The sequence below is a fragment of the Nocardia sp. CA-145437 genome (genome assembly GCF_050956485.1).
Taxonomy (GTDB): domain Bacteria; phylum Actinomycetota; class Actinomycetes; order Mycobacteriales; family Mycobacteriaceae; genus Nocardia.
Genome location: NZ_CP191204.1, coordinates 6867210 through 6889943, shown reverse-complemented (window position 1 = coordinate 6889943; position 22734 = coordinate 6867210). Strand labels below are relative to the sequence as shown.

The window sequence follows — 22734 nt, the reverse complement described above, 5'->3', positions numbered from 1 at the left end:
CAGGTGAATGTGGTTGTGGCAGAGACCGTTTGAGTCCCCAATCGTGGGACCGCGGAAGCTCATGGGTGGAACACTGACAACCTCTTCTCATCAAGTTCGGTCCCATGTGGCCGGCAGAGCAGATATATCGACACACTGTTGGGTCCTGAAAGAACAGACGTTCTTTCCAGGCAAAAAACGACGAGACTGGTTCTTCAGTCATACCGCGGAACATGGGTTCCGGCTGGTGCTGAGATACAGAATCAATCTTGTGTGTTGTTTGAGAACTGCACAGTGGACGCGAGCATCTTTGTTAGTAAGTGTGTAAGAGCGTACGGTGGATGCCTTGGCACCAGGAGCCGATGAAGGACGTAGTAGGCTGCGATAAGCCTCGGGGAGCTGTCAAACGAGCTGAGATCCGAGGATTTCCGAATGGGGAAACCCAGCACGAGTGATGTCGTGTTACCCGCGCCTGAATATATAGGGCGTGTGGAGGGAACGTGGGGAAGTGAAACATCTCAGTACCCACAGGAAGAGAAAACAACAGTGATTCCGTGAGTAGTGGCGAGCGAAAGCGGAAGAGGCTAAACCGGTTGTGTGTGATAGACGGCAGTCGTTGCATAGCCGGGGTTGTGGGACCTACTTTCTTGTCTCTGCCGAGACAAGCAACAGTCAGAAAAGATCGCGTTAGTCGAATTGGTCTGGGATGGCCAACCGTAGACGGTGAGAGTCCGGTAGACGAAAACGTGTTCTCTGTTGTAGTAGGCACCCGAGTAGCAGCGGGCCCGTGAAATCTGCTGTGAATCTGTCGGGACCACCCGATAAGCCTGAATACTACCTGGTGACCGATAGCGGACTAGTACCGTGAGGGAAAGGTGAAAAGTACCCCGGGAGGGGAGTGAAATAGTACCTGAAACCGTGCGCTTACAATCCGTCAGAGCTGTAATAGGTGATGGCGTGCCTTTTGAAGAATGAGCCTGCGAGTCATCGGTGTGTGGCAAGGTTAACCCGTGTGGGGGAGCCGTAGCGAAAGCGAGTCCGAATAGGGCGCCCTGAGTCGCACACTATGGACCCGAAGCGGAGTGATCTACCCATGGCCAGGGTGAAGCGACGGTAAGACGTCGTGGAGGCCCGAACCCACTTAGGTTGAAAACTGAGGGGATGAGCTGTGGGTAGGGGTGAAAGGCCAATCAAACTCCGTGATAGCTGGTTCTCCCCGAAATGCATTTAGGTGCAGCGTCGCGTGTTTCTCACCGGAGGTAGAGCTACTGGATGGCCTAGGGGGCCCACAAGCTTACCGAAGTCAGCCAAACTCCGAATGCCGGTGAGTGAGAGCGCGGCAGTGAGACTGTGGGGGATAAGCTTCATAGTCGAGAGGGAAACAGCCCAGATCGCCGGCTAAGGCCCCTAAGCGTGTACTAAGTGGAAAAGGATGTGGAGTCGCGAAGACAACCAGGAGGTTGGCTTAGAAGCAGCCACCCTTGAAAGAGTGCGTAATAGCTCACTGGTCAAGTGATTCTGCGCCGACAATGTAGCGGGGCTCAAGTACACCGCCGAAGCCGCGGCACTCAGACATTATCCCGCTTTCGAGCCAGGAGTCTGGGTGGGTAGGGGAGCGTCGTATGGCCAGGGAAGCGGCGGAGTGATCCAGCCGTGGAGGCCATGCGAGTGAGAATGCAGGCATGAGTAGCGAAAGACGAGTGAGAAACTCGTCCGCCGAATGACCAAGGGTTCCTGGGCCAGGTTAATCCGCCCAGGGTGAGTCGGGACCTAAGGCGAGGCCGACAGGCGTAGTCGATGGACAACGGGTTGATATTCCCGTACCCGTGTATCCGCGCCAAATATCGAATCAGTTGTGCTAAGTGCCCAAATGCGGTCTTATCGAGCCTTCGGGCGAGAGGGAACGCGGCTGCGCATGACCCTGGCTGTAGTAGGTAAGCGATGGGGTGACGCAGGAAGGTAGCTGGGCCAGGTGATGGAATACCTGGTGTAAGCCTGTAGGGCGTCTGGTAGGCAAATCCGCCAGACATATAGCCTGAGAGGTGATGCGTAGCCGATTGAGGCGAATTCAGTGATCCTATGCTGCCGAGAAAAGCCTCTAGTGAGTTGGTACACGGCCCGTACCCCAAACCGACACAGGTGGTCAGGTAGAGAATACTAAGGCGATCGAGATAACTGTGGTTAAGGAACTCGGCAAAATACCTCCGTAACTTCGGGAGAAGGAGGGCCCGGTCTGGTGAACACCCTTGCGGTGGGAGCTGGGTTGGGTCGCAGAGACCAGTGAGAAGCGACTGTTTACTAAAAACACAGGTCCGTGCGAAGTCGTAAGACGATGTATACGGACTGACGCCTGCCCGGTGCCGGAAGGTTAAGAGGACCGGTTAGCTCTTCGGAGCGAAGCTGAGAATTTAAGCCCCGGTAAACGGCGGTGGTAACTATAACCATCCTAAGGTAGCGAAATTCCTTGTCGGGTAAGTTCCGACCTGCACGAATGGCGTAACGACTTCTCAGCTGTCTCAACCACAGACTCGGCGAAATTGCAGTACGAGTAAAGATGCTCGTTACGCGCGGCAGGACGAAAAGACCCCGGGACCTTCACTATAGCTTGGTATTGGTGTTCGGTACGGTTTGTGTAGGATAGGTGGGAGACTGTGAAGCGGGCACGCCAGTGTTCGTGGAGTCATCGTTGAAATACCACTCTGATCGTATTGGACCTCTAACCTCGGACCCTGATCGGGTTCAGGGACAGTGCCTGGTGGGTAGTTTAACTGGGGCGGTTGCCTCCCAAAATGTAACGGAGGCGCCCAAAGGTTCCCTCAGCCTGGTTGGCAATCAGGTGTTGAGTGCAAGTGCACAAGGGAGCTTGACTGTGAGACCGACAGGTCGAGCAGGGACGAAAGTCGGGACTAGTGATCCGGCACCGGCAAGTGGAAGCGGTGTCGCTCAACGGATAAAAGGTACCCCGGGGATAACAGGCTGATCTTCCCCAAGAGTCCATATCGACGGGATGGTTTGGCACCTCGATGTCGGCTCGTCGCATCCTGGGGCTGGAGTAGGTCCCAAGGGTTGGGCTGTTCGCCCATTAAAGCGGCACGCGAGCTGGGTTTAGAACGTCGTGAGACAGTTCGGTCTCTATCCGCCGCGCGCGTTAGAAACTTGAGGAAGGCTGTCCCTAGTACGAGAGGACCGGGACGGACGAACCTCTGGTGTGCCAGTTGTTCCGCCAGGAGCACGGCTGGTTGGCCACGTTCGGAAGGGATAACCGCTGAAAGCATCTAAGCGGGAAGCCTGTTCCAAGATGAGGTTTCTCACCCCCTCGAGGGGGTAAGGCCCCCAACAGACCATTGGGTTGATAGGCCAGAACTGGAAGTGCGGTAACGCATGGAGGTGACTGGTACTAATAGGCCGAGGACTTACCAACAAAGAAGCTACGCGTCCACTGTGCAGTATCTGAAACAACACACGACCGTGTGTTGGAGAAGGATTTTCTAGGGGGGTTTCCCCCTAGGACCCCCACTTGTTTGGGTGTTCGAGGGGTTGCCTCTCGAAAATCTTCTCTGGCACATGGAATGTGACAGTTTCATAGAGTTACGGCGGCTATAGCGGTGGGGAAACGCCCGGTCCCATTCCGAACCCGGAAGCTAAGGCCACCTGCGCCGATGGTACTGCACTCGACAGGGTGTGGGAGAGTAGGACACCGCCGGAACATCATTCGCGAAGACCCCCAGCTTATTAGCTGGGGGTCTTCGGCGTTTTTTGGGAAGATCCTCGGGTGAGTTGGGATCTTGAAGAGCTCGTCGTCAGCCGTACATTGCGACTGCCCGGTATCGAGGGGCCTGGCGGGGACGGCGTGGTCGCCACGCGGCAGTTCGATGCGATATTGATGTCCGTGGGGTTCAAGCTCTCCGGGGAACTCGTCGCGAGACTGTCGGGATCGGCCGCGGGGGCGGTGATCGATGTGGCGGTGCGAGTGTTGCCGATCGTGCGCCGGATGGTCGGCGCGCATGTCGAGCACAATGTGTATTTCAAGGACTTTCCGGCGAATGTGCCTGACTCCGTGGAGTTCTGGACCGACCGCCTGCTGGCCGCGCTCGGCGATGATTCGGCGGCCGTCGCGGTGTCCGAGGGTTTGGCGCAGGGCGTGTTGAACCTGCTCGCTCTTCCCGAATACGGGAGGTATCAGTACGGCTATGCCGAAATGGTTGCGGCTCATGATGAGTTGATCGAGTCCGTGCGGGATCGGGTGACCGTGCTGCACCTCGGGCGGTCGCTCGAGGACGAGGTGTCCGCGCTCTACCTGTCTCTGGCCGGACGGGCCACGCCGCTCGGCGAGGAGGATCTGGCGATTCTTCGGGAGTTGGCGCTTCACTGTGCGTCCGGCCCGCAACCGGAGTCGATTCCGGTGCGTGAGCACCGGGCGATCATCAACGAGGTCCGGCTCGCGGAGGGTGAGAAGCTGTTGGCCGACACGGTCACCGATGTGCTGCGCCTGGCGTGCCTGCTGTCGGAGGGCGATGTGTCGCTGTCGACTCCTACGCGGTTCCGTTCGCTGTCGCGGCGTTCGCGCCGTGGTCTGCTGGTGGCATTGGATGCGGTGATCGCGGATCAGCCGGCCAAGCTGGGCGATGTGGCCGCGCACCGGGAGGCGTGGAAGCGACTGGGTGAGCGCCTGCATCCGCACGAGTTCCCGCGGTGGGAGCATGCCGCAATGGTTTTCGAGGTCGCGCGGGGTGAGCGGCGCGCCCGGTCGTTCATGTCGCGGTTCGAGGCGTTGTTGGCGGTCGATGATGTCGTGGGCGCCGCACAGCTGTTGCGGGCCGCGCCCGGGTTGTTGTTCCGCTCGCTCGATCGCCTGTTGCGGACGGCCACAACGGATGCCGAGCAGGAAGCGGTGCTGACGGTGGTCGAATCGACGATCGGCATGGTGTCGGCCCGCGTGATCCTGTCCGTCCGTGAGCATGTGGACAACCGCGACGGTGTCGCGCAGCGGGTGTTCGCGAACCGTCTGGGCCGTGGCCGGGTACAGCCGGATGGCCGGGACCCGATCGACGCGAAGGTCCTCGACCGCTTGCGCGTATTACTGGACGGAGAACTGAAGCGCCGCCTGCCCGCACCGTCCCGGCTGGTGATCGATCCCGACGCCGTCGATATCGCTCTCCCCCTGAGCGGTAAGGCGATCAGCGGTGGCCTGGGTGTGCTGCCGCGCGGTTCGGTGTCGCCGGTGTACGGCGAGCGACTCCGGTTCTTCGTCTACTGGCGAGAACGGTCCGCGTCCACGGACTTCGATCTTTCCGCGCTACTGCTCGATCAGGATTACGAGCTGGATGGCCGGCTGTCCTACACCAACCTGACCGACGTGGGTGGTGTGCACTCCGGCGATATCACCGCGGCCCCCGAGGGCGCGTCGGAGTTCATCGAGCTGGATCTGGACAAGGTGGTGGCGCACGCGATCGCGCCGCAGGTGAATGTCTACTCCGGCGAGGGCTTCGACGAGGTGGCCGAGTCCTTCTTCGGCTTCATGCTCCGGGATGGTGACCAGCGGGGCCTGCCCTACGAGCCGCGCACCGTGCGCATGAAGTCGGACCTGCGCGGTGCGGGGCGCGTCGCGTTGCCGCTGGTCTTCTTCCGTGCGCAGTCCGGCGAGTGGCGGGTGAAGTGGCTGCACCTGAATCTACGAGGTGCGCCGGGTTTCAATGCCGTGGAGAACAACCAGGTTTCGGCGTCGGCGCTCGCGCGCGCTGTGATCGATCGCCGCTACCTGACCCTCGCCTACCTCGCCCGCCTCATGGTCGAGGAGGTAACCCTGTGGGACGGGCGGTCTTTCGATGAGCCGGTCATGTTCATCGGCCTGACGCGCCCGGAGGGCTTGCCGGAGGGGTCGCGGGTGTTCACGCCGGAAAATCTGAGTGACCTGATCCCGGCTTGACTGCTACCGTGATGTCCGGCGAGGCCATGGGGGAGCTTCCTTCTAATCGAATTCAGCTCTTCCGCTTTCCTTGCCGCCCGAGGCCCCCGGTTTACCGCCGGGGGCCTCGGCATTTCGCCCCCTGGACACCAACGAGAGCGGTGCTCTTGACTTGGATCGCCGTATAGATGATCATTGCTCAAAACAAAGAGCACTGATCTCGGAGTCGCTATGATCGCCACTGTCTGGTCCACCCTCAACTTCACTCTCGCCTTCGTCTTCGAGCTGGTTGCTGTTGGCGCACTGGCCTATTGGGGCGTGCGTACCGGCCGCGGCCGCATCGCGAAGATTCTTCGGGGGGCCGGCACGGCTGTCGCGGCCATGGTGCTGTGGGGGCTGTTCGCGGCGCCGGAGGCGAGCTTCTCGGTACCGGTGGCCGCGGTGGCGACCAAGGTGCTCGTCTTCGGTGGCGCGGCCGCGGGGCTCTGGCAGTTGGGGTATCGGAAGGTCGCGGTGGTCTTCCCGCTGGTGGTGATCGCGAATCTGGCGGTGATCCACTTCGGGCAGCTGTCGCTGTGAGGACCGAAGTGAAAATTGAGGCGACACAAGGGTTGTCGGGTGGATACGGTCGCAGCATGATTTCTTTGCCGACTCGGTGTCGGCTGCGCGGCCGTATCGAGTAGCCCGGGAGCGGTGTCTCCGTCCGGGGGAATCGCGCTGTTCTTTTCCCGATCAGCACGAAGGACTGAAGACCGTGCGTACCAATGTTTCTCGACCCGACCTGTCCGTTGTTCGCAATCTGGGGATTCTCGCGCATGTGGATGCCGGGAAGACCACGGTGACCGAGCGAATGCTGTTCCTCACCGGGAGCATCCACAAGCGCGGCGAGGTGCACGACGGGACCACCGTCACCGATTTCGATCCGCAGGAGCGGGATCGGGGCATCACCATCTTCGCGGCGGCCGTGAGCTGTGCGTGGGCCGGGCATCGGTTCACTGTCATCGATACTCCGGGGCACGTGGACTTCTCCGATGAGGTCGAGCGGTCGTTGCGGGTGTTGGACGGCGCTGTCGCGGTGTTCGATGCCGTCGCGGGAGTCGAGCCGCAGAGTGAGTCGGTGTGGCGGCGGGCTGACCGGTACGGGGTGCCTCGGATCGCGTTCGTCAACAAGATGGATCGGGCCGGGGCGGACCTGACGGCCGCCGTGGCCTCGATCCGGGAACGGCTGCATCCGGCTCCGTTGCTCGTGCAGTTGCCGGTGTACTCCGGTGAGGTGTTCACCGGTGTGGTGGACCTGGTCGGGCTGCGTGCGCTCAGGTGGGAGGACGGATTCGCGGAGACCGCGATCCCGGACCACATGGCGGATGCGGTGGCGCAGGCTCGCAAGGCGCTGGAAGAGGCTGTGGCGGAGCGGAGTTCGGCGGCGCTCGAGGAGTTCGTCGAGCGCTCCGCGCTGTCGGCGGATATCTTGGCCGCCGCGCTGCGGGAGCTGACGCTCTCCGGTGAGGTGGTCCCGGTGCTGTGCGGTGCGGCGTACCGCGATATCGGTATCGAGCCGCTGCTCGACGCGGTGGCCGCCTACCTGCCGTCGCCGCTGGACCGGCCGGCGGTGGGTGACGGTGCGGGCGTGCGGGCCGCGGATCCGGCGGAACCGCTGGCGGCCTTGGCGTTCAAGGTGCATGCCACGCCGACGGGTCGGCTGACGTTCGTCCGCGTCTACTCGGGTGTCCTCCGCAAGGGCGACACCGTGCTGGACGCGGGCAGTGGTCGGCGCGAGCGGGTTTCGCGCATCCTGCGGGTGCAGGCGGACCGGCACGCCGAGGTGGAGTCCGCGCCCGCGGGCGACATCGTCGCGCTGGTCGGCCCGAAGGCCGTGCGGGTGGGCGCGACCCTGTGCACTCCGGATGCCCCGGTGCTGCTGGAGCCGCCGGCTCCGACCGAGCCGGTGGTGTCGGTGGCGGTGGAGGCGCGGACCAGCGCCGAGACCGAGAAGCTGGCGGTGGCGCTGGCCCGGCTGGCCGAGGAGGACCCGTCGCTGACGGTGCGGACCGATCCGGAGTCGGGGCAGACGCTGCTGGCCGGGTTGGGTGAACTGCACCTGGAGGTCGTGGTGGAGAAGTTGCGCCGCGACCGGGGGCTGAGCGTGACGGTCGGCCGGCCGCAGGTGGCGTATCGCGAGACCGTGGTGCGCGGCGTGCGGGGCTTCACCTACCGGCACGCCAAGCAGGACGGCGGTTCGGGGCAGTGGGCGCACATCGTGTTCGACGTGCGGCCGCTGCGCGAATCCGAGCCCGGGGCCACGGGTTTCGAGTTCGAGTCCACGGTGGTGGGCGGCCGGGTGCCGGCGGAGTTCGTGCGCGCGGTCGAGGCCGGGTGCCGGGATGCCCTGGCGGAGGGCCCGCTGGCGGGTCATCCGGTCACGGGTCTGCGGGTCACGCTCGCCGACGGCGCGACGCACACCAAGGACTCGTCGGAGCTGGCCTTCCGCACCGCGGGCCGCCTGGGCCTGCGGGAAGCCTTGCGCGCCAGTGTCATGGCGGTGCTGGAGCCGCTGGTGGAGCTCATCGCCACGGTGCCGGAGGACTATGTCGGCGCGGTGCTCGGTGATCTCGCCGCCCGGCGGGGCCGGGTGACGGGGTCGGTGACCCGCATCGGCACGGTGGTCGTGACGGCCACTGTCCCGCTGGCCGAATTATTCGGCTACGCAACGCGTTTGCGGAGCCGGACGCAGGGCCGGGGCACGTTCACGACGCGCCCGCTGGGTTACGCGCCGGTTCCGTAGCGGTCGGACGCCCGGTGGCGGCGGCACATGGTGTCGCCGTCATCGGGCCCTTCCATCGATCGGAGGTCGACGGAAGGGCTTGATTGTTGTCGCGACTACGTTTACTGTTGTCGCAACAACATATTTTCCCGATTGGAGACGACGATGATGTACTCGTTCACCGAAGAGGCCGTGATCACCGGCGACCTGGACCGCATCTGGGCGGTCGCCACCGATGTCGACCGCTGGTCGGAATGGGACCCGCACGAGGAGAAGTCCCGGATCGACGGTGAGTTCGCGGCCGGGACCACAGGGTGGGTGAAGCCGAAGGGCGCGCCGGCCGGGCCGTTCACTATCGTGGCCGTGGAGCCGGGACATTCGTGGACCAGTGAGGCGGGCATCCCGTTCGGGAAGCTGCGCGGTCACCGCACCTACGTCCCGCTCGGCGACGGCCGCGTGCGGGTGGCCGAGCACGTCGAGGTGCACGGGCCGATGGGCCCGCTGTTCAAGCTCGTCTGGGAGAAGGGCATGCGCGCGGACATGCCGCTGACCTTCGTCGCATTGGAACAGGAGGCACGACGGCGTGGCTGAACCACGGGGACCGCTCATGAGTCCGGGCTTCTGGCTGCACCACGCCGCCCTGGAGTGGCGGGCGACGCTGGAACGCAATCTGCGTCCGCTCGGACTCACGCCGACCCAGTTCAATCTGCTGGCCTCGGCCGGGTGGTTGGGCCGGGCGGGGGAGCTGCCGACCCAGCAGCAGGTGGCCGACATGTCGGGCGCGGATCGGATGATGGCGTCCAAGGTGATTCGCGGCCTGGAGGAGCGTGGCCTGCTGGCGCGGTGCGCCGACCCGGCCGACGCTCGCGCGCTGCGCATCGAACTCACGGCGGAAGGCCGGGAATTGGCGAGCCGGGGCGTGCGGATCGCCGTCGACACCGACGAGCAGCTCTTCGGCATAAACGGCGACCTACTGCGCGAGCAGCTGAAACCGATTGCCGCGCACCGGCTCCCGAACTGACGCCGCCGCTCTCGGATGGCGCCCACCACGGCAGATCTCGGTAGCGGGGCAAAGAACCGCGGAGTGCTGACGCGGTGCTGGAGGACCTCGAGCACGAGTTCGGCGATCCTTCGCCGCGCGCGGAAGCCATCCGCGCGAGCCAGCGATACGGCTGTACTCGGGCGGTCAGCCCTTGACCAGGATGGCCCGGGTGTAGAGCAGCGCGAAGCCTTGGCGCTGGACGTTCTGCTGAGATTTGGAGCCGGGCTGGGTGGTGACCACCGCCATGTCGCAGCCGGCGGCGGCTGCCTCGGCGAGGCGGGCCGACAGCAGCGACGATTGCACGCCGTGCCGCCGATGCGCGGGATGGGTTGCCGCGCCGGTGAGTTGGGCGATGCCGTCGGACATACGCAGGCTGGCGCCGCCCGCCACGCGGCCGTCACGCCGGGCGAGATACCTCTGGACACCCGCCGCGCCGGTCAGGTCGCGCATGGCGTTGGCGATGATCTCGGCGGGGAATTCCTCGTGCGAGGCGACGCCCTGGGTGTCGGGGTGGGCGAAGCCGTCCGCGACCACGGTGAGCCAGATGTCGAATTCGTCTTCGCCGCTGGGCATCACCTCGACGCCCGGCGCGACGTCCGCCGTCCGGGGCGCGCCCAGTTCGCGGCCGAGCACGTTCTCGAACGACACCAGCCGGTACCCGCGGCCGGTGAGCAGTTCTCCGATGCCGGGGTCGCCGAGTTGGGAGACCTCGGCCTGCACGGGCGTCTCGCGGGCCGCGAACAGCCGCTCGATCTCGTCGAGTTCGGCCTCGTCGGGAATCCCCGCGAAGCCGAGTCCGGCGATCTTGTTCAGCGGTGACCCGTCCTCGGCGAAGGACGCGACCCCGCCCGCGAGGGGGATCACGAAGCCGGTGTCCGGTTCGAGCCGGGCCGCGGCGGCCGCGCTGCCCTTGGCGATCAGCTCGGTCTCCACCCGCTCGACGCGGGCGGCCAGCTCGCTCCCGCAGAACAGCGTTCCCTCATCGCTCGGCATGGGGTCGAGCCTAGGTCGCGGATCGGTGGCCGCGCCGCTGATTTTCGCGGTGCCGCCCGCCGCGGTGGGCGGTTGCCGGGGTCACATCGTGGCGGTCGAGGCGCGGGGCGGGGACGGGCGGGCCGTAGGGTCGGAGCGTGGCTGTTGATGATTCGAGCGGTTCCGCCGGTGGTCTGGTGGTCGGGTTCGACCTGGATATGACGCTGATCGATTCGCGGCCGGGGATCGCCGCGGTGTGGGACGCGGTAGCCGCCAGGACCGGGGTGGTTATCGATTCGGAGCTGGTGGTGTCGCGGCTGGGTCCGCCGCTGGCGCACGAGGCGGCGCAATGGTTCCCGGAGCACGAGGTGCCGGGCGTGGTGGCCATGTACCGGGAGATGTATCCGGAGCTGGCGGTGCACGCGTCGGACCATCTGCCGGGCGTGGTGGACGCGCTGGCGGCGGTGCACGAGGCCGGGGGCCGGGTGCTGGTGATCACCGCCAAGAACGGCCCGCACGCGCAGCTGCATCTGGACCATCTGGGGCTGGCGGTCGACGAACTGGTCGGCGGCGCGTGGGCGGAGGAGAAGGGGGAGGTGCTGCTCCAGCGCGGCGCCTCGATCTATGTGGGCGACCATCTCGGTGATGTGCGCGCGGCCAAGGTGGCGGACGCGACCTCGGTGGCGGTGACCACCGGACCGTATGCGGCCGAGGAGTTGTCGGCGGCCGGCGCGGACGTGGTGCTGCGGGACCTGACCGAGTTCCCGGCCTGGCTGACCGCGCATCTGACGTAGGGGTTGGTGGCCGCATCAGCGGGGCGATGCGGCCGCCGGGGTAATTCGCGGGGGCTACAGGGGAATTCCCGGCGGTGGGGCCGGGTGGCGTTTGGCATCAGGGTGATTCGAACGGTGTCGGCCGCCGGTTGTCACGGCTACCTTTCTGGACACGGTCACGAGTATCAGCGTTTTTCGAGCCCCGGCTCGCTGATCGGCAACCCTCGCGTGGGCGGTGGGGTGCCCCGGGTGACGACCAGGTGATGTCCGCCGGGCATCGCAAGCGCCAGACCGCGCCCTTCGCGTCGCGGTCGTGTCCCCATGCCCGGCCGCGTGCCGGTGCGCGAATGTAGAGGTAGCAATGAGCAGGATCTGGTCCCGGTCGCGTGTTCTCCGGGTCGCGGTGGGTGTCGGTGCGGCGGCTCTGGTCGTGGGATCGGCGACGGCCTGCGGCGGCCGCGACGCGCCCGGAAGTGGTTCGGACACAGTGTATTTCGGAGTGTCCGGCCCGAAGACGGGCGGCTCGGCCGAGTACGGCCGGCTCTGGCAGCAGGGGTTCGACCTGGCGCTGGACGAGATCAACGCCGCGGGCGGGATCGACGGCAAGAAGGTCGCGCTGAAGTGGGAGGATTCGCAGTCGGATCCGAAACAGACGGTGCCGATCGCAACCAAGTTCGTCGGCGACCAGTCGATCATCGCCGAGCTGGGCGACTTCTCCTCGCCCGCCTCCATCGCCGCCTCGCCGGTGTACAACCGCGGCAAACTGGTGCAGTACGGATTCACCAACTCCTCGGTGGATTTCACCAAGGGCGGCGACTATTCGTGGAGCCCGTCGATCACCTTGGACGTGTTCCAGGAGCGCAATGCCGAATGGGTGAAGTCCAAGGCCAAGAAGGTATCGGTGGTGTATCTCGAAACCGACTGGGGTAAGCAGGCTTTCAAGTTCTTCGAGCAGTTCGCCAAGGAGAAGGGCATCGAGATCGCCTATTCCTCGCCGATTCTGCCGGACTCGCAGGACTTCCGGCCGGTGCTGATCAAGGGCCGCGACGCCAACCCGGACGCCTTCGTACACCTGGGTTACGGGCCGGACGGCGCACTGGTGGTCAAGCAGCTGCGTGACGTCGGGTTCACCGGACAGTTCTTCGGTGGCCAGAACACGCCGCAGTTCATCGATCTGGCGGGCAGCGCGGCCGAGGGCGACATCGTGAACGGCGTGTTCACCCCGTCGGATCCGAGCCCGAAGATCCAGAGCTTCGTCACCAAGTTCAAGGCCAAGTTCAACACCGACCCGGGCGACTTCAATGTCTACGCCTACGACGCCCTCAACGTGCTGGTGAAGGCCGCCAAGGCCGGCGGGGCGACCCGCGAGGGCGTGCTGAAGGGCCTGCGTGAGGTCAAGGACTTCGACGGCATCGGTCTGGGCACCTTCGCCTTCGATCAGCAGACCCGCCGCCCGAGCGGTGTGAAGCCGATCGAACTGGTGCTGCAGAACGGCAAATTCGTGCCGGTCGGAAGCAAGAAGTAGATGTTCGACACGCTCATCGCGGGCTTGGTCCACGGCAATGCGTACGCCCTCATCGCCGTGGGCATCACCCTGATCTTCGGGGTCAGCAATGTCATCAACTTCGCGCACGGCGCGATCTTCGCGTTCGGTTCGGTGCTGGGCTGGTGGCTGATCGCCCAGCACGGGGTGCCGTGGTGGGCGGCGCTGGTCGTGGTGGTGGCGGTGACGGCGCTGGTCGGCGTCGCCATCGATGTGCTGGCGGTGCGGCCGCTGCGCCGCGCCCCGGCCATCGCCGCGCTGCTGGCGACGGTGGCGGTGGGGCTGATCATCGAGAACGTGGTCGCCCTGGTGTTCGGTCCGGACACCCGGCCGTTCCCGCAGGTGCTGTCCACCAATAATTTTCAGGTGGGCGGGGTGCGGTTCGGCACCTCGGACGTGGTCATGTTCGCCAGCACTCTCATCGTGATGGCGGGGCTGTGGGGGTTCCTACGGTTCAGCCGCCACGGCCTGGCCATTCGCGCCACCGCGCAGGATCCGGACGCCGCCGCGCAGATGGGCATCGGGGTCGGCCGGGTGCAGTCGCTGGCCTTCGCCATCGCCTCCGGGCTGGGTGGCCTGGCGGGCATCTTCGTCGGCCTCTACAACTCGAACATCTCACCGACCAGCGGCGGCATCGTCGGCATGACCGGGTTCGTGGCCGCCACCATCGGTGGGCTGGGCTCGATTCCAGGCGCGGTCGTCGGCGGTTTCGTGCTCGGCCTGGTGGAGGCGTTCGGCATCTACTGGTTCGGTGACGGCTATCGGGATCTGATCACCTTCGGCCTGCTGGTGATCTTCCTGGTGCTGCGGCCGGGCGGCCTGCTGGCCCGCCCGCCCGCCATCGAATCCGAGCCGATGACCGGCACGTTCCTCGGCTCCGGCCGGGAACCGCGGGTGCGCTGGTGGCATGCGCTGATCGCGTTCGCCGTTGCGGGCGTGGCGATTCCGCTCGTCGCGGACGACTACGGCATCTCGGTGGGCACCCAGATCCTGGCCTACGCCATCATCGCGGTCTCGATGACGCTGGTGGCCGGGTCGGCCGGGCAGCTGGCCATCGGGCAGGCGGGGCCGATCGCCATCGGCGCGTACACCTCGGCGGTGCTGACGGTGTCGCACGGCTGGGCCTTCCTGCCGGCCATCGTGGCCGCGGGGATCGTCGCCGCGGTGGCGTCCTCGGTGCTGGCCGCGCCGCTGTGGCGGCTGGGCGGTCACTATGTGGCCATCGCGACGCTGGGCATCGGCATCGTGACGGTGGCGATCATTCGCAATTGGGAGCCGGTGACCCGCGGCAGTTACGGCATCTTCGGGATCCCCGCGCCCAGCCTGTTCGGCTACGAATTCACCACGCACACCCAGATTTTCCGGCTGGAGCTGGCAGTGCTGGCCGTCGTGGTGGCGGTCATCGTCGGCGTGCAGCGGTCCCGCCTCGGCACGGCCATCCGGGCCATCGGGGCCGACGAGGTGGCGGCGCGCTCGGCGGGTGTGCCGGTGCGCGATTACAAGGCGCTGGCCTTCGCGGTGGCGGCGTTCTTCTCCGGCATCGGCGGTGCGCTGCTCGCGCACCAGTACTCCTACATCGATCCGACCGTGTTCAACCTGCCGATGTCGCTGCTGGTGGTGACCATCCTGGTGCTGGGCGGCACGGCGTCGCCGTACGGCGCGGTGCTGGGCGCGGCGGTGCTGATCGGGGTGCCGGAGGTGCTGCGGCTCGCGCCGTCGTGGCGAATCGTGTTGTACGGCTTGGTGTTGCTGCTGGTGGTGCGGTTCCGGCCGCAGGGAATTCTGGTGAGGAGGGATCGTGTCGTCGGAAACGAACAGAGCTCTGGCAACAAGCCCAGCCCGGTCGGTGCCTGACTCGGCCGAGGCGGTGCTCACCGTCACCGGCCTGCGGCGGGCCTTCGGTGGCGTGCAGGCCGTGAACGGGGTCGAATTCTCGATCGCGCCCGGCGAATTCGTCTCGATCATCGGGCCCAACGGGTCCGGCAAGTCGACGACGGTCAACCTGATCTCGGGCGTGCTGAGACCGGATGCCGGGGAAGTTCTGGTGCGTGGCAGGCGGATTCGTCCGGGTCGCCCGGAGGCGGCAGCCGCGGCGGGCATCGCGCGCACCTTCCAGAACGGCCGGGTGTTCGGCAATATGACGGTCCGCGAGAATGTCGACGTCGGTCTCCAGCCGACCTTGCGCGCCACCCGCCCGCTGCGCGCGCTGGCCGGTATTCCGGTGCTCGAGTGGATTTCACTGCTGGCCGAGCTGGGGGTGGCCCTGGTGCCGACTCCGGCGGCGCGCGCCGAACGACGCGCGTCGGCGGCCCGCATCGACGCCCAGCTGGCACGTTTCGAGGAACGGCTGGTCCCGCGCGCCGACCATCCCGCCTACACCCTGTCCTACGCCAATCGCCGCCGCACCGAGATCGCTCGGGCGCTGGCGTCCGAGCCGGATCTGCTGTTGCTGGACGAACCGGCCGCGGGCATGAACCAGACCGAGACCGCGGAAATCGGCCGGCAGCTGGCCGAATTGAAGGCGCAGGGCCAGACCGTGCTGTTGGTCGAACACAAGATGGACCTGGTCCACGAGCTCTCCGACCGGGTGCTGGTGCTGGACGAGGGCCGGATCATCGCGTCGGGCACGCCCGACGAGGTGCTCTCCGATCCCCGTGTCATCGAGGCGTACCTGGGCCGCAGCCGGGCCGGGGGAAAGGTGGCCGTCGATGTCTGAGTTCGACGAGAACGCCACGCCGATCCTGGAATTCGATCGCGTGGTGGTGCATTACGGGGCGTCCCGGGCCCTCGACGAGGTGTCGCTGACGGTCCGCCCCGGCGAGATCGTGTCCCTGCTCGGCGGTAATGCCTCCGGCAAGTCGACCACCATGAAAACCGCTCTCGGACTGTTGCATCCGAGTTCCGGTGCGGTCCGGATCGACGGCGTCGACGTGAGCGGCACCCCCGCAGCCACCCGGATCCGGGCCGGGCTGGCCTCGGTGCCGGAGGCGCGACGCGTGTTCCCCGCCATGACCGTCGAGGAGAACCTCTTCGTCGGCGGCTACATCCGCAAGGAGCGTCGCGCGGTGCTGGCCGCGCGGGCCGCCGAGCTGTTCGAGCATTTCCCGCGGCTGGCCGAGCGCCGGCCGCAGCGGGCGGGGACCCTGTCCGGCGGCGAGCAACAGATGCTGGCCTTCGCCCGCGCGCTCATGAGCAAACCCCGGCTGATCTGCATGGACGAGCCGACAATGGGACTGTCGCCGTTGTTCGTGGATCGGGTGCTGTCGGAGATCGCCCGGCTCAATCGGGAACTGGGCCTGGCCATCCTGATCGTGGAACAGCAGGCGGAGCTGGCCCTGAGCATCGCGCATACCGCCAATGTGCTGCGCACGGGGCGGATCGTCCTGCACGGCCCGGCCGCGGACCTGGTCGGCGATCCGGCCGTTCGCGATGCCTACCTGGGAAAGGTGACGACATGACCGCACGACGCCTGGGCTTCTTCACCCGCCTGGTCCGCACCGACCCGGCCGAGGACGCGGCCGGCGTGTACCGGCAGGCCCTGGACCAGATCGAACTGGCCGAACGGCTCGGCTACGACACCGCCTGGGTGGCGCAGCACCACCTGGATCCGGCGGAGGGCGGGCTGCCGTCGCCGTTCGTGTTCCTGGCGCACGCGGCCGCCCGGTTCCCGCGGATCCGGGTCGGGACCGCCATCGTGACGCTGGCGCTGGAGGACCCGATCCGGGTCGCCGAGGACGCGGCCGTGCTGGACGAGCTGTCGGGCGGGCGGCTGGAACTCGGCTTCGGCGCGGGCGGCTCCCGGCACGCCTTCGAACTGTTCGAGGCGGCCGATCTCGACCGGCAGCGGCTGTACGCGGACAAACTCGCCAAGGTCACCGCCGCCCTGGCGGGAACGCCGTTGATCGGGGATCGGGGGCTCAATCCGCCCGCGCCCGGACTGCGGGACCGGCTGTGGCAGGCCACCTTCTCGGCCGCCGGCGCGGCGCGCGCCGGCCGCGCGGGTGACGGACTGCTGCTGTCGAAGGCGCAGCCGCGGGATCCGGCCGCGCCCGCGGCCACCCTGTGGGAGATCCAGCAGCCGCTGGTCGACGCCTATCTCGACGCGCTGCCGCCGGGTGCGAAACCGCGAATCGGCGCGTCCCGGGGCGTTTTCGTGGCCGACGACCACGCCGAGGCCCGGGCCCTGGCCGAGCGCGGCGCGGCCCGGTTCCTGGATCAGCTGGGTCGCAACGGCGGGCCGGAGGTGGCCGATTCGGTCGCCGAGGTGCTGCGCGACATCTACGTCGGCACGCCCGACGAGGTGGTGGAGCAGCTCGCCGCCGACGTGGCGCTGCGGCACGCCACCGACTTCATCGTGCAGGTCCACCCGGTCGACCCGGGCCATGCCGCCACCCTGCGCTCCATCGAACTCATCGCCACCAAGGTTGCCCCGCAACTGGGTTGGCGACCCGACGAAAGGACTTCCTCGTGACCGAAGCGACCGCCGCCGTCGAGGCGGCGCCACTCGCCCCGGCCGAACCGGAGGCGGACCGGTCCGCCGATGTCATCGATGCCGTACTCGGCCCACGCGCGGACGCGGTTCGGGCGCTGCGGGCGACGCGCCCGGCGGTGATCGCGCATACGCAGGGGGTTTACGAGGCGTTGCTGAACGGTCCGGCGGCCGCGACCGTCGGGCGGGACCGGCTGATCGCGGCGGCCGTGGCGGTGGCGGAGCTGGCGGGCGCGCCCGAGCTGGCCGCGCATTACGCCGGGCTGGGAACGGCTCCGGCCGAGGGGGATCCGGTGCTCGCCGCCATCCTGCGGCACGCCGCGCGGGTCACGACCGCGCCCGCCGCCATCACCTGCGCGGATATCGATGCCCTGGGCGCGGCCGGGCTGTCCGAGCGCGACATCGTCACGGTGGCGCAGCTCATCGGATTCGTGCATTTCCAGGTCCGGCTGCTGGCCGGTCTCACACTGATCGGAGCGGACCATGGGTGAGCGGGGCGCGAGCGAGGTGCGCAGCGTCGAAAACGGACGCAGGCCAACGGGATTCACGCAGGACCAGCTGGACTGGGTGCCGTGGGTGGAACCCATCCGGCTGGCCGATGCCGATGAGTTGCAGAAACCCCTGCTGGAGGGCGATCGCGGGATCGGGCCGTACTTCCGGCTACTTGCGCGCAACCCGGAGGTGCTGGCGCATCGCAGTGGCAACGACAAAGAGATCTTCTACGGTCGAGGGGGACTGACCCGCGCGGAGCGCGAACTCGCGGCGACCGTTACCTCCCGGCACAACGGGTGCGAGTACTGCGCCTCCGTTCATTCACGTTTCACATCTGCTTTGTCCAAGCGGCCCGGGGATGTTCAGCGGTTGCTGGACGAAGGCAACGACGTGCGGATCGACGAAAGGTGGGACGCGGTCATCGATTTCGTGGACGCCCTCGCCGCGAATCCGCCCCGGGCTACCACCGGCCATCTGAACCGCTTGCGGCAGTTGGGTTTCGATGCCGCCGAGCTGCACGATCTGGTGTTGTCGGCGGCCTCGTTCTCGTGGGCCAACCGATTGATGCTCACCCTCGGGGAACCGGAGGTGCCCGCATAATCCAGTGCTGTATCGAGTTGGTTCTAGAAAGTTCATCCGTCATCTTCCCTCCGGGGGCGTCGGCTCGGTATCGTCGCGAGGGCAAACAGTCAGTGACAACACTGGCAATCGTTCGGATCGGAGCACCACCATGGCGAACTTCCTTTCGGATGTTCTTTCTCAGACCCTGTTCAAGCTGCTGGCTACCGGTTCGGCGAGCCTTTCGGCCAAGTAGCCACGCGAGCGCCATCTTTCGGCAACTGAACGGGTGTCGGAGCGATGCGGAAGGGCCCTCCCGCGCTTGTGGGGATCGGGCCCTTTTTCGTGTCCGGATTATCCGGCTTCGGCAGGGGGTACTCCGCCCCTGCGCCAGGCTCCGGTGCTGGTCCGGCGGCGCGTCGCGAGGGACGCTCAAATAAAACCTAAAAAGTTCCTCGAAAAGTATTCCGTCCAGTTCGCCTGCTCTGTATCGTGATGAACGGCAAACGATCAGTGACTTTCGGGTCAATGCGACATCGGGCCGCGAGTCTCTCCCCCCGGACCCGCGTACCGAACTTGGGACGGTTCCCCTGCCTATACCCACCGTCCCGGGTGCGTCGCCTGGCCCGACGTTGCTGAGCCAACTTTCGGCTAACGCGCGGTAAGTCGAAGGTTCAAACGAAGGGCCCGATCCATGACGAGGGGATCGGGCCCTTCGGTATTGTCTGGCGCAATGTCACAGGAAACGAACGCGGGAAGAATGTACGCCGGGCAGCCCGTAGAAGACCGGCAGCGGCAGCGTCGTGCGCGTTTTCTGGAGTCCGGGCTCACGGTGTTCGCGCGCGATGGATACGCCAATAGTTCCGTCGGAGCCATCTGCAAGGACGCCGGACTCTCCTCCAGACAGTTCTACGAGGAGTTCACCGGTCGCGAATCGCTGTTGCTCGAGCTCTACGAGCACATCGATCGCGAGTCGCGGGAAGCCGTGGCGGCCACCATCGCCGAGCACTCCGACGCCAGCGCCATCGACATCATCGACGCGGCGGTCCGCGCCTACATCGAGTCCATCGGACGAGATCCGCGCAAGGCCAGAGTCGCGCTCGTCGAGGTCGTCGGCGCGGGCCCCAAGGTGGAGAAATTCCGCCTGGAGCTGCGCCGCGCCTGGGGCGCACTGCTGGCCAGCGCCGCCGAGGACGCGGCCCTGCACGGCGAGATCCCGCCCGGCGACTACGAAATGCGCGTGCTCGCCATCATCGGCGCGGTGAACTACGTGGTCGACGCCTGGAGCGGCTCCGATCCGCGCCAGCCGCTCGACGACGTCATCCAGGTGCTGCGCCGCATCATCATGGGCGCGGTCAGCGCCTGACCCGAAAACCCACCTTCCGACGCTCTTTCGCGCCCGTCCGCCTCGCGGACGGGCGCGAACTTTACGGGTAGCGTGCCGATCATGGAGACGGTGCCGATCCAGCTGCCCGACGGAACCACGATCCCGGTGCGGCTGATCCCGGCGAAGGGCTCGCACCGGCATCCGATCACCGCCGACACGCCGCGGCCGGTCGTGGTGATCGCCCCCGGCCTCGGCGTGCCGGGGGAGTACTACTCGCTGTTCGGAATGCCGTTGGCGGCCAGGGGTTTCGATGTGGCGCTGCTGGAGATCCGCGGCAACGGCGGCGGACCCGCGACCGGACCGTCCCGCTACGGCTATCAGGACTTGGTGGCGGTGGACTTCCCGGCCATGTTCGAGGCCGTGCGCCTGCGCTTCCCCGACAGCACCCCGTACCTGCTCGGCCACAGCATGGGCGGCCAGCTGGGCGCCATGTACGCGTCCCGGATCCGGGGGCGGCTGGGCGGGCTCATCCTCATCGCGTCCGGCACACCGCATTTCCGCGGGTACTCGGGGCTGGCCGCGGTCGGCAGCGCGGCGCTGTCGCTGACGGCCAATCTGGCCGGGTTCTGGCCGGGCGACATGGTCACGGCGGGCGGCTTCGGGCGGCAGTCCAAGGCGCTCATCGCCGATTGGGCGCGATTGGCCCGCACCGGCAGGTTCGAACCCGCCGGAGCCGATATCGACTACGAGGAGCGGATCGGGCGGCTGAAACTGCCGGTCCTGTCGATCACCCTGACCGGCGATGAGCTGACCCCGCGCGGATCGGCCCGGCACCTGCTCGCGAAAATGCCGCAGGCCGACATCACCACCTGGCACAACCCGGCCCCGCTCGGGCACAACGGCTGGATCAGCGATCCCGGCTCCACCATCGACTATGTCGAAAAGTGGCTGCGGGACCGCTGATTCGTCAGCGGATCGGGGGCGCTCAGAGCCGCCGCGAGCGCGGCGCGGTCATCTTCTCGGGGCTGAGCAGGTCGTCGAGTTCGGCCTTGGTCATGGCTCCGCGCTCGAGCACCAGGTCGTAGACACTGCCGCCGGACTCCAGCGCCTCCTTGGCGATGGCCGCCGACTGCTCGTAGCCCAGCGTCGGCACCAGCGCGGTCACCAGTCCGATGCTGTGCGCCACCAGATCCCGGCAGTGCTCCCGGTTGGCGGTGATGCCGGTGATGCAGCGGCTGGTCAGGGTGACCGCGGCATTGCGCAGCATCATGGTGCCCATCATGAGGTCGTGGGCCATGATCGGCTCGGCCATATTGAGTTCCAGCTGGCTGGCCTCGGCGGCCATGGTGACGGTCATGTCGTAGCCGATGAGCTGGAAACAGACCTGGCTGACCACCTCCGGGATGACCGGGTTGACCTTGCCCGGCATGATCGACGAACCCGGTTGCATGGCGGGCAGATTGATCTCGCCCAGGCCCGCGCGCGGACCGCTGGACAGCAGCCGCAGGTCGTTGCAGATCTTGGACAGCTGCACCGCGGCGCGTTTGAGGGTGGCCGACACCGCCACGAAATCGCCGGAGTCCTGGGTGGCCTCGACCAGGTTCTCGGCCTGCACGATGGGCAATCCAGTTATTTCCGCGAGCTTGACGGTGACCAGGTCCGCGTAGCCGGGCGGGCTGGTGATGCCGGTGCCGATGGCGGTCGCGCCCATGTTCACCGCCAGCAGGTCACCGCCGATGCGCTGCAGATGGTTGATGGCCTCGCCGATCATGACCGCGTACGCGCCGAATTCCTGGCCCAGGGTCATCGGGACCGCGTCCTGCAGCTGGGTGCGGCCCATCTTGATCACGTCGGCGAATTCGACGGCCTTGGCGCGCAGCGCGTTCTGCAGTTCGCCCAGCGCCGCGGAGGCGTCCTGCAGGGACAGATAGACGCCCAGTTTCACCGAGGTGGGGTAGACGTCATTGGTGGACTGCGAGCGGTTCACGTCGTCGTTGGGGTGCAGGTATCGGTATTCGCCCTTGCGGTGGCCCATGAGCTCCAGGCCGCGGTTGGCGATCACCTCGTTGGCGTTCATGTTGGTGGAGGTGCCCGCGCCGCCCTGCACCATGTCGACGACGAAGTTCTCGCGCAGACGGCCGGTGAGCAGTTCGTCGCAGGCCGCGACGATGGCGTCGGCCTTGGGCTGGGCGAGCGCGCCGAGTTCCGCGTTGGCCAGGGCCGCAGCCTTTTTCACGTGGGCCAGGGCATTGACCAGGTGCCCGAACTTGCGCAGCTCGATGCCGGAGATCTGGAAGTTCTCGACCGCGCGCAGGGTCTGCACCCCGTAGTACGCGTCGGCCGGCAGTTCCCGGGTGCCGAGCGAATCGTGTTCGGTGCGAATGCCGCCCAGCGGCTGCTGGGCCGCGATGGCGGCCGACAGCTGCGCGGAGACCGCGCGCATGCGGTGCGCGACCAGCTGGGCGACCCGGGAGACCATGCGGTAGTAGCGATCCGGGTGCAGGACGGCCAGTTCCCGCAGGGTCGCCCGGGGCACGGTGAGCACGACCGCGCCGGTGACGCTGCGCCCGGTGGCGGTGTGGGGAGTGTCGTCGACCAGCGCGATCTCCGAGATCAGGCTGCCGGGCCCGAGCAGGGCGAGCTCGACCACGTGGCCGGTGAGGCCGGAGGTGATCCGGATCTCGCCCTCCACCACGATGCCCGCCCACTCGCGCGGCGTGGATTCGTGGAACAGCACCGCCCCGGCCGGGTATTCGCGCCGCTCGGCGGTGGCGGCGAAGGCGCGGACGTCCTCCGGATCGAGTCCGGTGGCCGCGGCGGTGCTACTGATCAGCTCGTCCAGTTCGGCCACGTCGACTCCTCGCTCGGTGGGAAAACCCCACATCGGCACCCG

General features: G+C 66.7%; 17 protein-coding genes, 2 rRNA genes, 1 pseudogene and 1 riboswitch. Of the genes and pseudogenes, 17 read left to right on the top strand and 3 right to left on the bottom strand.

Going from position 1 to position 22734, the window contains the following annotated elements:
• The first annotated feature begins 293 nt into the window (after positions 1-293).
• From ACQPYY_RS31890 to ACQPYY_RS31860, 7 genes are all read left to right on the top strand, one after another.
• Positions 294-3400 (top strand): 23S ribosomal RNA (locus ACQPYY_RS31890).
• Between the two features lie 168 nt (positions 3401-3568).
• Positions 3569-3685: ribosomal RNA gene (gene rrf / locus ACQPYY_RS31885) — 5S ribosomal RNA — on the top strand.
• A gap of 66 nt (positions 3686-3751) precedes the next feature.
• Positions 3752-5905, top strand: a complete 2154-nt coding sequence (locus ACQPYY_RS31880) for a TerD family protein (RefSeq protein ID WP_433592031.1) — start codon at positions 3752-3754, stop codon at positions 5903-5905.
• Between the two features lie 210 nt (positions 5906-6115).
• Positions 6116-6463, top strand: a complete 348-nt coding sequence (locus ACQPYY_RS31875) for a YrdB family protein (protein ID WP_379091901.1) — start codon at positions 6116-6118, stop codon at positions 6461-6463.
• A gap of 175 nt (positions 6464-6638) precedes the next feature.
• Complete coding sequence (gene fusA / locus ACQPYY_RS31870) at positions 6639-8666, top strand: elongation factor G (protein ID WP_433592030.1); 2028 nt, start codon at positions 6639-6641, stop codon at positions 8664-8666.
• Between the two features lie 144 nt (positions 8667-8810).
• Positions 8811-9236 (top strand): SRPBCC family protein, encoded by a 426-nt coding sequence (locus tag ACQPYY_RS31865; protein ID WP_433592029.1) that lies wholly within the window; start codon positions 8811-8813, stop codon positions 9234-9236.
• Positions 9229-9666, top strand: coding sequence for a MarR family winged helix-turn-helix transcriptional regulator (locus ACQPYY_RS31860; protein WP_433592028.1), 438 nt, complete (start codon positions 9229-9231; stop codon positions 9664-9666). Before ACQPYY_RS31865 ends, ACQPYY_RS31860 begins: the two co-directional genes overlap by 8 nt.
• A 165-nt stretch (positions 9667-9831) precedes the next feature.
• On the opposite strand, the gene ACQPYY_RS31855 is transcribed toward ACQPYY_RS31860, so the two are convergent.
• Positions 9832-10659 carry a GNAT family N-acetyltransferase gene (locus ACQPYY_RS31855; protein ID WP_433594779.1) on the bottom strand — a complete coding sequence of 276 codons (828 nt, stop codon included), beginning with the start codon at positions 10657-10659 and terminating at the stop codon, positions 9832-9834.
• 158 nt (positions 10660-10817) lie between these two features.
• On the opposite strand from ACQPYY_RS31855, the gene ACQPYY_RS31850 reads away from it, so the two are divergent.
• The 10 genes from ACQPYY_RS31850 to ACQPYY_RS31805 all read left to right on the top strand — a co-directional run bounded on the left by ACQPYY_RS31850 (position 10818) and on the right by ACQPYY_RS31805 (position 20804).
• Positions 10818-11453 carry an HAD family hydrolase gene (locus tag ACQPYY_RS31850; protein ID WP_433592027.1) on the top strand — a complete coding sequence of 212 codons (636 nt, stop codon included), beginning with the start codon at positions 10818-10820 and terminating at the stop codon, positions 11451-11453.
• 153 nt (positions 11454-11606) lie between these two features.
• A riboswitch (SAM riboswitch) is annotated at positions 11607-11724 on the top strand.
• A 69-nt stretch (positions 11725-11793) separates the two neighbouring features.
• Positions 11794-12957, top strand: coding sequence for an ABC transporter substrate-binding protein (locus tag ACQPYY_RS31845; protein ID WP_433592026.1), 1164 nt, complete (start codon positions 11794-11796; stop codon positions 12955-12957).
• Entirely contained in the window at positions 12958-14829 is a 1872-nt protein-coding gene (locus ACQPYY_RS31840) for an ABC transporter permease (protein WP_433592025.1), read from the top strand. It abuts the gene before it with no gap.
• Positions 14822-15691, top strand: a complete 870-nt coding sequence (locus ACQPYY_RS31835) for an ABC transporter ATP-binding protein (RefSeq protein ID WP_433592024.1) — start codon at positions 14822-14824, stop codon at positions 15689-15691. Before ACQPYY_RS31840 ends, ACQPYY_RS31835 begins: the two co-directional genes overlap by 8 nt.
• On the top strand, positions 15684-16433 hold the full coding sequence (locus tag ACQPYY_RS31830) for an ABC transporter ATP-binding protein (protein ID WP_433592023.1): 750 nt from the start codon (positions 15684-15686) through the stop codon (positions 16431-16433). The genes ACQPYY_RS31835 and ACQPYY_RS31830 overlap by 8 nt, the downstream gene beginning before the upstream one ends.
• Complete coding sequence (locus ACQPYY_RS31825) at positions 16430-17446, top strand: putative FMN-dependent luciferase-like monooxygenase (protein WP_433592022.1); 1017 nt, start codon at positions 16430-16432, stop codon at positions 17444-17446. The genes ACQPYY_RS31830 and ACQPYY_RS31825 overlap by 4 nt, the downstream gene beginning before the upstream one ends.
• On the top strand, positions 17443-17955 hold the full coding sequence (locus tag ACQPYY_RS31820; protein ID WP_433592021.1) for a hypothetical protein: 513 nt from the start codon (positions 17443-17445) through the stop codon (positions 17953-17955). Before ACQPYY_RS31825 ends, ACQPYY_RS31820 begins: the two co-directional genes overlap by 4 nt.
• On the top strand, positions 17948-18556 hold the full coding sequence (locus ACQPYY_RS31815) for a peroxidase-related enzyme (RefSeq protein WP_433592020.1): 609 nt from the start codon (positions 17948-17950) through the stop codon (positions 18554-18556). Before ACQPYY_RS31820 ends, ACQPYY_RS31815 begins: the two co-directional genes overlap by 8 nt.
• Positions 18557-19247: 691 nt before the next feature.
• Complete coding sequence (locus ACQPYY_RS31810; protein WP_357090781.1) at positions 19248-19880, top strand: TetR/AcrR family transcriptional regulator; 633 nt, start codon at positions 19248-19250, stop codon at positions 19878-19880.
• An 81-nt stretch (positions 19881-19961) separates the two neighbouring features.
• On the top strand, positions 19962-20804 hold the full coding sequence (locus ACQPYY_RS31805; RefSeq protein ID WP_433592019.1) for an alpha/beta fold hydrolase: 843 nt from the start codon (positions 19962-19964) through the stop codon (positions 20802-20804).
• Between the two features lie 22 nt (positions 20805-20826).
• Here ACQPYY_RS31805 and aspA read toward each other — a convergent pair whose 3' ends face one another.
• Together aspA and ACQPYY_RS31795 are read right to left on the bottom strand one after the other, a co-directional pair.
• Complete coding sequence (gene aspA, locus ACQPYY_RS31800) at positions 20827-22233, bottom strand: aspartate ammonia-lyase (RefSeq protein ID WP_433594778.1); 1407 nt, start codon at positions 22231-22233, stop codon at positions 20827-20829.
• Between the two features lie 129 nt (positions 22234-22362).
• Positions 22363-22725 (bottom strand): annotated as a pseudogene (locus ACQPYY_RS31795) (cyclic nucleotide-binding domain-containing protein); the annotation flags it as partial.
• Between the last annotated feature and the right edge of the window lie 9 nt (positions 22726-22734).

Excerpts from the sequence above, each read along its gene's own strand:
- ACQPYY_RS31875 (WP_379091901.1), top strand. The coding sequence starts at position 6,116 with ATGATCGCCACTGTCTGGTCCACCCTCAACTTCACTCTCGCCTTCGTC.
- ACQPYY_RS31865 (WP_433592029.1), top strand. The coding sequence starts at position 8,811 with ATGATGTACTCGTTCACCGAAGAGGCCGTGATCACCGGCGACCTGGAC.
- ACQPYY_RS31845 (WP_433592026.1), top strand. The coding sequence starts at position 11,794 with ATGAGCAGGATCTGGTCCCGGTCGCGTGTTCTCCGGGTCGCGGTGGGT.
- ACQPYY_RS31840 (WP_433592025.1), top strand. The coding sequence starts at position 12,958 with ATGTTCGACACGCTCATCGCGGGCTTGGTCCACGGCAATGCGTACGCC.
- ACQPYY_RS31830 (WP_433592023.1), top strand. The coding sequence starts at position 15,684 with ATGTCTGAGTTCGACGAGAACGCCACGCCGATCCTGGAATTCGATCGC.
- ACQPYY_RS31825 (WP_433592022.1), top strand. The coding sequence starts at position 16,430 with ATGACCGCACGACGCCTGGGCTTCTTCACCCGCCTGGTCCGCACCGAC.
- ACQPYY_RS31815 (WP_433592020.1), top strand. The coding sequence starts at position 17,948 with ATGGGTGAGCGGGGCGCGAGCGAGGTGCGCAGCGTCGAAAACGGACGC.
- ACQPYY_RS31810 (WP_357090781.1), top strand. The coding sequence starts at position 19,248 with ATGTCACAGGAAACGAACGCGGGAAGAATGTACGCCGGGCAGCCCGTA.
- ACQPYY_RS31805 (WP_433592019.1), top strand. The coding sequence starts at position 19,962 with ATGGAGACGGTGCCGATCCAGCTGCCCGACGGAACCACGATCCCGGTG.